Source organism: Streptosporangium sp. G12, assembly GCF_052983175.1.
Genome location: NZ_JBRIQO010000039.1, coordinates 68,574 through 77,291 on the forward strand (window position 1 = coordinate 68,574; position 8,718 = coordinate 77,291).

General features: G+C 67.8%; 10 protein-coding genes. 7 read left to right on the forward strand and 3 right to left on the reverse strand.

Annotation, left to right across the window (positions count from 1 at the left end):
- Position 1 precedes the first annotated feature (1 nt).
- Genes ACVCAG_RS41140 through ACVCAG_RS41160 form a run of 5 tightly spaced genes read left to right on the forward strand, consistent with a single transcriptional unit; the run spans position 2 to position 4,440 of the window.
- Positions 2-1,012, forward strand: a complete 1,011-nt coding sequence (locus tag ACVCAG_RS41140; protein ID WP_440088598.1) for a PstS family phosphate ABC transporter substrate-binding protein — start codon at positions 2-4, stop codon at positions 1,010-1,012.
- On the forward strand, positions 1,012-1,953 hold the full coding sequence (gene pstC / locus ACVCAG_RS41145) for a phosphate ABC transporter permease subunit PstC (RefSeq protein WP_440088599.1): 942 nt from the start codon (positions 1,012-1,014) through the stop codon (positions 1,951-1,953). The genes ACVCAG_RS41140 and pstC overlap by 1 nt, the downstream gene beginning before the upstream one ends.
- On the forward strand, positions 1,953-2,843 hold the full coding sequence (pstA, locus tag ACVCAG_RS41150) for a phosphate ABC transporter permease PstA (protein WP_440088601.1): 891 nt from the start codon (positions 1,953-1,955) through the stop codon (positions 2,841-2,843). The genes pstC and pstA overlap by 1 nt, the downstream gene beginning before the upstream one ends.
- Before the next feature lie 29 nt (positions 2,844-2,872).
- Positions 2,873-3,700: a phosphate ABC transporter ATP-binding protein PstB gene (gene pstB / locus ACVCAG_RS41155; protein WP_440073039.1), complete on the forward strand. Its 828-nt coding sequence runs from the start codon at positions 2,873-2,875 to the stop codon at positions 3,698-3,700.
- A 20-nt stretch (positions 3,701-3,720) separates the two neighbouring features.
- Positions 3,721-4,440, forward strand: a complete 720-nt coding sequence (locus ACVCAG_RS41160; protein WP_440088602.1) for a winged helix-turn-helix domain-containing protein — start codon at positions 3,721-3,723, stop codon at positions 4,438-4,440.
- 34 nt (positions 4,441-4,474) lie between these two features.
- Here the strand turns inward: ACVCAG_RS41160 and ACVCAG_RS41165 are convergent, their stop codons facing one another.
- Both ACVCAG_RS41165 and ACVCAG_RS41170 read right to left on the reverse strand, forming a co-directional pair.
- Positions 4,475-5,476, reverse strand: coding sequence for a serine hydrolase (locus tag ACVCAG_RS41165; protein WP_440088603.1), 1,002 nt, complete (start codon positions 5,474-5,476; stop codon positions 4,475-4,477).
- 155 nt (positions 5,477-5,631) lie between these two features.
- A complete protein-coding gene (locus ACVCAG_RS41170; RefSeq protein WP_440088604.1) occupies positions 5,632-6,519 on the reverse strand; it encodes a phenylalanine 4-monooxygenase in 888 nt (295 codons plus the stop codon).
- Positions 6,520-6,650: 131 nt separating this feature from the next.
- Here ACVCAG_RS41170 and ACVCAG_RS41175 point away from each other — a divergent pair, with 131 nt between their 5' ends.
- Positions 6,651-7,118 carry an Lrp/AsnC ligand binding domain-containing protein gene (locus ACVCAG_RS41175; RefSeq protein WP_440088606.1) on the forward strand — a complete coding sequence of 156 codons (468 nt, stop codon included), beginning with the start codon at positions 6,651-6,653 and terminating at the stop codon, positions 7,116-7,118.
- A 130-nt stretch (positions 7,119-7,248) separates the two neighbouring features.
- Here the strand turns inward: ACVCAG_RS41175 and ACVCAG_RS41180 are convergent, their stop codons facing one another.
- The gene (locus ACVCAG_RS41180) at positions 7,249-7,860 is read right to left on the reverse strand and encodes an SbtR family transcriptional regulator (protein WP_440088607.1); all 612 of its coding nucleotides are present in this window, start codon (positions 7,858-7,860) and stop codon (positions 7,249-7,251) included.
- A 211-nt stretch (positions 7,861-8,071) separates the two neighbouring features.
- On the opposite strand from ACVCAG_RS41180, the gene ACVCAG_RS41185 reads away from it, so the two are divergent.
- A complete protein-coding gene (locus ACVCAG_RS41185; protein WP_440088608.1) occupies positions 8,072-8,506 on the forward strand; it encodes a nuclear transport factor 2 family protein in 435 nt (144 codons plus the stop codon).
- Positions 8,507-8,718 lie beyond the last annotated feature (212 nt).

Sequence of the window (8,718 nt, forward strand, 5' to 3'; positions counted from 1 at the left end):
CGTGACCAGTGGACAGCGCCGCCTCAGCGCGGTGGCGACGGCCGCGCTCGTCGTATCGCTCGCGGCCGCTTGTGGTGGCGACGCCAAGCCCAACAGTGACGGCAGCACCCCCGCCGCCACCAGCGCGTCCTCCGCCGAGGCGGGTGCCGGCGCGGCCCTGACCGGCGAGATCAAGATCGACGGTTCCAGCACCGTGGCGCCCCTCACCCAGGCCGCCTCCGAGCTCTTCGGCGAGGAGCAGCCGCAGGTGAAAGTGCCGGTCGGCACCTCGGGCACCGGCGGTGGCTTCGAGAAGTTCTGCGCCGGCGAGACCGACATCTCCAACGCCTCCCGCGCGATCAAGGATGAGGAGAAGGCGGCCTGCGACGCGAAGGGCGTCAAGTTCGCCGAGCTCACGGTGGCCGTCGACGCGCTGACCGTGGTGGTTCCCAAGGAGAACGACTGGGTCACCTGCCTCACCACCGACCAGCTCAAGAAGATGTGGGAGCCGGCGGCCGAGGGCAAGATCAAGACCTGGAAGGACGTCGACGCCAAGTTCCCGGCCGAGGAGCTCAAGCTCTACGGCCCCGGCACCGACTCCGGCACCTTCGACTACTTCACCGACGAGATCAACGGTGAGGAGGGCGCCAGCCGCAAGGACTACAGCCCGAGCGAGAACGACAACGACATCGTCACCGGTGTCGAGGGCGCCAAGGGCGGCCTGGGCTACTTCGGCTTCACCTACTTCGAGGAGAACGCCGAGAAGCTGAAGGCCGTGGAGATCGACTCCGGCAGCGGCTGCGTGGCCCCGAGCGTCGAGTCGGCCCAGGCCGGCAAGTACACCCCGCTCGCCCGCCCGCTGTTCGTCTACCCCTCCACCGACGCGGTGAAGCGGCCCGAGGTCGCGGCCTTCCTCGACTACTACGCGGCCAACATCAACGCGATCGCCAAGGACGCGAAGTTCATCCCGCTCAACTCCGAGCAGGAGGCCAAGCTCAAGGCTGACATCACCGCGCTGAAGAGCGCCGGCTGATGTCGGCCCAGCACCGCACGACCGTTCCAGGGGCCCCGGGGTCCCTGGCGCGGTCGCGCCCGCGTTACGGCGAGTTCGTCATCAAGGCCGTTCTCCTGGCCGCGGCGATGGTGTCGGTGGCGACCACGATCGGCATCGTCATCGCGCTCCTCGAACCGACCATCGAGTTCTTCGGTTCGGTGAGCTTCGGGGAGTTCTTCGGCTCCACCAACTGGGGGCCGCTGTTCAACCCGCCGTCGTTCGGCGTGTGGCCGCTCATCGTCGCCACCCTGGAGATCACCCTGATCGCCGTCGTGGTCGCCGTACCGCTCGGCCTGGCCGCCGCGATCTACCTGTCGGAGTACGCCTCCCACCGGACCCGCAAGATCTTCAAGCCGGTGCTCGAGGTCCTCGCGGGCGTCCCGACGGTGGTCTTCGGCTTCTTCGCCCTCACCTTCGTCACCCCGCTGCTGAGGGACGTCTTCCCCTTCCTGGACCTGGACGGCAAGAACGCGCTCGCCGCCGGCCTCCTGGTCGGCGTGATGATCATCCCGATCGTCGCGTCGCTGTCGGAGGACTCGATGGCCGCGGTGCCCAACGGCCTGCGCGAGGGCTCGTACGCCCTCGGCGCCTCCAAGATGCTCACCTCGGTACGCGTCGTCGTCCCCGCCGCGTTCTCCGGCATCGTCGCCGCCATCATCCTGGCGGTCTCCCGGGCCGCGGGCGAGACGATGATCGTCGCGATCGCCGGCGGTTTCAAGTCCGTCTTCACGCTCTACCCGGGCAACGAGATGGCCACGATGGCGGCCTTCATCGCCCAGGCCGGCTCCGGCGACGCCTCTGTCGGCTCGATCGCCTACAAGACCATCTTCGCGGTGGGTTCCCTGCTCTTCGTGATCACCTTCGCGATGAACTACCTCAGCGCCCGCATGGTCCAGAAGTATCGCGAGGTCTACGACTGATGGCCATCCTCTCCACCCCCCGCTCGGCCGTGCAGTTGGCGAGCAAGGGACGCCCTCTCAAGGAACACCTCTTCCGCATCGCGCTGCTGGCCAGCCTCGCGATCGCCCTCTTGTTCCTGGCCATGCTGCTGGTCTACGTCGTCGAGGAGGGCTGGCCCCGGCTCAACTCGATGCTGTGGGAGAACCAGCCCTCGATCCGCCGCCCGGAGACGTCCGGTATCCAGTCGGGCATCTTCGGCACCCTGTGGATCATCGGGCTGACCGCGCTCATGGCCCTGCCCACCGGCATCCTCGCGGCGATCTACCTTGAGGAGTACGCCGACAGGACCAAGTGGTACAACAAGCTGATCGAGCTGAACATCTCCAACCTGGCGGCCGTTCCCTCGATCGTCTACGGCATCCTCGGCCTGGGGATCATCGCTCGCTGGATGCAGTTCGGCTTCACCGTGATGACCGGCGCGGTCACCATCTCGCTGCTCGTCCTCCCCATCGTGATCATCTCCGCCCGCGAGGCCATCCGCGCGGTGCCGCCGTCGATCCGCGAGGGTTCGCTGGCGCTGGGCGCCACCCAGTGGCAGACCATCTACCGCCAGGTGCTCCCGGCGTCGATCCCGGGCATCGCGACGGGCTCGATCCTGGCCCTCTCCCGTGCGATCGGCGAGGCCGCCCCGTTCCTGATGCTCGGTGCCGCGACGCTGGTCCGGTTCAACCCCGAGGGCGTCTGGAGCAGTTTCACCGTCCTGCCCCTGCAGATCTACAGCTTCATCAGCCGTCCTCAGGAGGAGTTCGCCATCCTCGCCGCGGCGGCGATCGTGATCCTGCTGGCGATCCTGCTCCTGATGAACTCCGTCGCCATCTGGCTCCGTAACCGCTATCAGAAGCGCTGGTGAGGTAAGAAATGTCCGAGATTGGAATTTCCGTGCCGAACGTGAACGTGCGCGGCCCCGAAGTCCCCCGCACCATCGAAGCCCTCGACCCGGTCTTCACCGTCTCCAACCTCAGCGTCTTCTACGGCGACTACGAGGCGGTACGCGGGGTCAACCTGACCATCGGCAACCGCGAGATCACGGCCATGATCGGCCCGTCCGGCTGCGGCAAGAGCACGGTGCTCCGCTGCTTCAACCGGATGAACGACCTCATCCCCGGCGCCCGCGCGGCCGGCGAGATCCTGTACCACGACGAGAACCTCTACGGCGACCACGTGGACCCGATCGAGGTCCGCCGCCGGATCGGCATGGTCTTCCAGAAGCCGAACCCCTTCCCCAAGTCGATCTACGACAACATCGCCTACGGTCCCCGGGTCAACGGGATCAAGGGCAACATGGACGAGATCGTCGAGGAGGCGCTGACCAAGGCGGCTCTCTGGGACGAGGTCAAGGACAAGATCAAGCAGAACGCGCTATCCCTGTCCGGCGGACAGCAGCAGCGTCTGTGCATCGCGCGGGCGATCGCGGTGAAGCCCGACGTCATCCTGATGGACGAGCCCTGCTCGGCCCTGGACCCGATCGCGACCACCAAGATCGAAGACCTGATGCAGGAGCTGACGCGCGACTACACGATCGTCATCGTCACCCACAACATGCAGCAGGCCGCCCGCGTCTCGGACCGCACGGCCTTCTTCACCGCCGAGGTTGACGAGGCCGGCGTGCGGCACGGCCGCCTGGTGGAGTTCGACGAGACCAGCCGCATCTTCACCAACCCCACTGACAAGCGGACCGAGGACTACATCACCGGCCGCTTCGGCTAAACCCATATTGGAGGATCCGGGTGATCCAGCCGCAGACGGCACCAGAGGTGGACGGGGACACACGAACGGCGCCCATGCTGCTGGTGGCCGATCCCGAGGTGGCCATGGTCCACGACCTGGCCGCCGTCCTGGAACGCGAAGGGGTACAGGTCATGGGCGTCACCGACGGCGCCCAGGCCCTGTTGCAGGCCGGGGCGCGCCGCCCCGACGTCGTTCTCGTCAGCGCCTCGCTGCCGGTCATAGGGGCGGTGGAGTTCGTCCGCGCGGTGCGATTGACGCGGGCGATCCCCGTCCTGCTGGGCGTGGGCGAGGGGCATGCCCAGCAGGCCGTCCAGGCGCTGACGGCCGGAGCCACCGCGTGCGTGGCCCGGCCGTACCGGGTTCCCGAGTTGCTGCCACTGATCCACGCCGCGTTCACCGGCGAGGCCGGAATCCGCAGGGCACTCGTGGTCGGCCCGGTGGAACTGGACGTCAACGCCTACCAGGTGAAGGTCGACGGCAGGATCGTCCATCTGCCGCTGCGCGAGTTCGAGCTGCTGCACTACCTGATGCGCAACGCGCACCGCACGGTGACGCGGGAGCAGATCATGCGACATGTCTGGAACTCCACCGAGACGACCTCGACCAACACCATCGCGGTGCACGTCAAGCGTCTCCGTGCCCGCCTGGGCGACAACGACGACCGACTGATCCAGACCGTACGAGGAGTGGGCTACCGGCTGGTCGACAGGACGGCGTGACACGTACGCGAGCCTGCGGCTCCACACGGACCGCTCAGTTCGCGGTCGTCTCGCAGCCACGCCCGCCCCTGAAGGCGTTCATGAGGCGCTCGGTCACGCCCTCGATCCTGGCGATGCCGGTCTCCATGCTCGGACTGTCCTCGGTGAGGACGGCCACCGCGTAGTCGTGCCCGTGCCCGCGGATCAGCCCGGCGCTGGCGACCGCCCAGCGCCCGTTCGCCGCGTGCCGCAGCCAGCCGTTCTTCAGCGACACCTCGTCCTTCCCGCACGCCCCGGCGCTGATCCCCCACTTCTGCTCGGGGGCCACCCTCCCCATCAGCCCGAGCACCTTGCGGCGCTCCAGGGGGGCCAGCGGGCTCTCACCGGTGGCCAGCGCCTTGACGAGCCGGATCTGGTCCTCGGTGGTGGTCTGCGCGACGCTCCAGCAGTACAGGTCCACGCACCGCCTGCCGGGGGTGTAGGTGCGCTTGAGGCCGAACCTGCGGTTCGCCCTGGCCAGGCCCGGCTCCAGCCCGATCCGCTGGTACAGCCGGTCGGCCGCCTCGTTGTCGCTGAAGCGGATCATGTTCTTCGCGTCGGTCTTGGCCCGTTCACCCAGCTCGCGCCACCGCGTACCGAGCAGCAGTGCCGTCAGGATGCTCACCTTGGAGGTGTTGGCCGACGGGAGCTGCAGGGTGTGGTGGTAGCTGTAGCGCCGGCCGGTGCCCAGGTCGTACACCGAGGCGGCGGTCCGGCCGCCGTACTTCGCGAGGAACACGTCCAAGCTGTGCCCGAGCTCCTTGGGGAGGATCTTCGGGGAGTGGGCGGCCCGCACCCGCCCGGGCTCCCGGGGTGCCCCGGCGCCGGGGAAGACGGGCGCCGGGACCGCCGGGACCGCGGCCAGGAACGGCGCGGGAGGAGGCGTTCCGGACGTCGGAACGACCGGTGCCGCCTGCCGCGCGGGGGACGGTGTCGGCATGCTCACCGGCGTCAGGCCCTGACACGTGCTGCAGGCGGTGGCCTGCGCGGTGACCAGCAGGACGGCGGCCGCGGCCACCCGTTTCCTTGCTCTCATCATCCACCCCAACCGTCTCCCCCATTACGTGACGATCGGGATATATCCCGCAACACGTAACAATAAGACGATCAAGCGGAATCTAGCCTGAAACAGGGCGTGCGCTATAGAACATTCCGCCGAACCGATGCCCGCTCTTAGCGAATGTCCGCGATTAGCCGGGCGATACTCTCGTCATCGCAGGTCGCCCAGAAGTCCCCGACGATGTCCTCGAGGTGCTCCAGCGACTCCGCACGGAAGAGTACGTCCTGGTATTTCGTGATGTCGTAGTGCGTGGTACCCATGGCGGCGATGTCCAGCGGGCGAATGTCCATCCCCCGGAACTCCTCGATCTCCCCGTACGAGGACAGGATCCCCGCGCCGTACGCCCGCAACTCGCCCTGGTCCGTCATCACGCCGAACTCCATCGTGAACCAGAAGATCTTCGAGATGAACTCCAGCGCGTCCTTGCCCTCGACCCGCCGGGCCGCCTGCCCCGCCAGGCGGTACAGGCGCGAGTAGCGGTCGGAGGCCAGCGCGTTGGCGTGGCCGATCACCTCGTGGATCACGTCGGGCTCCGGCGTGTACAGCGGCGTGGAGTGGTGCCGGATGTACTGCGTGGAATGGAAGAGCCCGTCCGCCAGGACACCGTAGAAGTCCCTGAGCGGCACCAGCCCGGCGGCCGGGACGTAGCGGAACCCGGTCAGCGGCGCCAGCAGCTCGCTGACCTCCTGGAGCTGCGGGATGCGATCGGCGGGCAACCCGAGCCGCTTGGTCGCGCGCAGGTACTCGGCGGTCGCGTACTTGTGGTGTTTCAGGCCGAGCTCCCGGCTGACCAGGGCCCACACCTCGTGCTCCTGGTCGGTGTACTCGGCCGTCGGGATCGGCGTACCGGGCACGTACCCCACCGCTAGCGCGGCGATCGCGTTGCGGCGTGCGCGGTAGACCGGGTCGGCGAAACCGGGGTGACCGGCGCCGAGCTCGACCTCGATCGAGCCGTCGTCACGGGTCGCCACCGGTGCGAAGTACTGTGCTTCCTCGAACATAGATGAAATGACAGCAATATCCGGAAACGTTGGCAAGAGCAGCCAGTTCTACTGGGCGATCCGCACAGAAACGTACGGTGACACCTCGTCTATGCTGGTCGAATCGCCCAATCTGACAGGATCCTGAGGAGATGTCGATCGACGAGCTGGACGGCCGCCTCCTGATCACCATGCGCGCCAACCCGCGTATCGGCCTGACCGAGCTGGCCCGCCTGCTCGGCGTGGCCCGGGGCACCGTGCAGGCCCGCGTCGAGAAGCTGATCGCCCGCGGCGTCGTCGCCGACTTCGGTCCCACCGTGGCCCCCGAGGGCGCCGGATACCCGATCCTCGCGTTCGTCTCGCTGCAGATCGCCCAAGGCCGCCTGGACGAGGCCGTGCGGGCCCTGGAACCCCTTCCCGAGATCCTGGAGGTGTACGGCACCAGCGGCCAGGCGGACCTGCTCTGCCGCGTGGTGGCCCGCAGCACCCCCGACCTCCAGGAGATCATCGCCCGAATCCTGGCCTCCCCCGCGGTCCAGCGGACGGACACCACGATCGCCCTCTCCATCCAGATCCCCTACCGGATCGAGCCCCTGCTCCGCGCCGCCTCCGGCACCTGACCCCGGCCACGGCCACGGCCTTCGGTCTCCGCAGCGGTTCCCTCGTAGGGGGTCACGCGGATCCCTTGAGCGGGCCTTCCTCCAGTCGAGCTCCCGCAGCCGGCCTCCCGCGGTCGAGGGCCGTCATGAGTCATCGGCGGCCCTCAGGCGTCCGGAGACCGGCGAAGACGATCGCCAGCGTGCGACGCTGCAGGTCGCCATCCCAGCCCGCGTGGAGTGCCCCCTGGCAGATGCCGGTGAGCAGGGCGATCACCTCGTCGAGACGGACGTCCTCGCGGACGGCACCGGCCTCCTGGGAGCGAGCGAGGAGCGTCTCGATCCCTTCACGCAACATCCGCACCGAGCTCGCGACCTGGAGATCGACACCTGTCTCGGCCAGGAGACCGACGACGGTCCTCTTCCGCGCCGCCTGCTCGACCATGCGGGTGACGAAGGTGAACAGCGCCTCCCCGGGAGCGTCATCGGCGGCGAGCTCGGCCATCTCCCCGTCCAGCCTGCCCAGGAGGCCCTTCATGATGGCCTGCAGCAGGGCCTGCTTGGTCGGAAAGTGCTTGAAGACCGTACCGATGGCCACCCCCGCACGGACGGCGACCTCTTCGGTCGACGCGGAGGGGCCCTTCTCGGCGAAGACGGCCTCCGCCGCGGCGAGGATGCGCTCCCGGTTGCGCTGGGCGTCCGCGCGCAACGGCTTGGCGTCCCCAGGGTCACCCGTCCCGCCCGGTGAAGAATTCGTGGGTGTCATCCAGCCGGCCTTTCCTGTTCCCGTCGTGTTTCCTGTCGCACCTGTCCGTGCCCACATGCCTGTCGGTGCCCGCGAAGGGCGGCGCCTCGCACATGAGATGAAGTACGACGTCTCCGCATGTGAGCTACGGCGTTGACAAAGTGAGTCTCAACTCACGATCATAAAGATGAGTTTCCACTCATCTTAGTGTCCGTCACGAAGGGAATCCACCATGACCGAATCCACCGTCGCTCCCGGCCCTCGCGAGATGTTCGAACGCGTACGGCGCCACTGGCTCGAGAACCTCGGCGGCTTCGGGAGCGAGCTGGCCGAGGACGCCGTCATCGAAGTCCCCTTCGCTCCACCGGGCAGACCCAGGAGGCATGAGGGAAAGGACGCGTTCCTACTCTTCGCCGGTCCTGAACAGGCCGCCTTCGCCCGGCGGTTCGCCTTGGACGAGGTCCGTGAGGTGGTCGTCCACGAGACCGCCGATCCCGAGGTCATCGTTGTCGAATACGAGCTCGCCGGCAGGGTCCTCGCCACTGGCCACCAGGCCTCCTCCCCCTTCATCGGGGTCCTCAGGGTGCGGGACGGGAAGATCGTCAATTGGCGGGAATACCAGAACACCCTGGCCATGATTGAGATCATGGGACGGCCGGGAGCCTGACGAAAGCCCCGGAAATGCCGTGGGGAGGGCTCCGGAAAAGGCGCTGAGCCGGCCTGGAAACAGTCCCGAACAGGCCCCGAAAGCGGTGGCGGGCAGGTCCCGGAACGGGTCGCCGGCAGGTCCCGGAGAGGGCCGCGGGAACAGGCCGGAAAAAGGGTCCGGACATGCCTGAGGGCCCCCACCAACGGTGGAGGCCCTCAAAAGATTGTCCG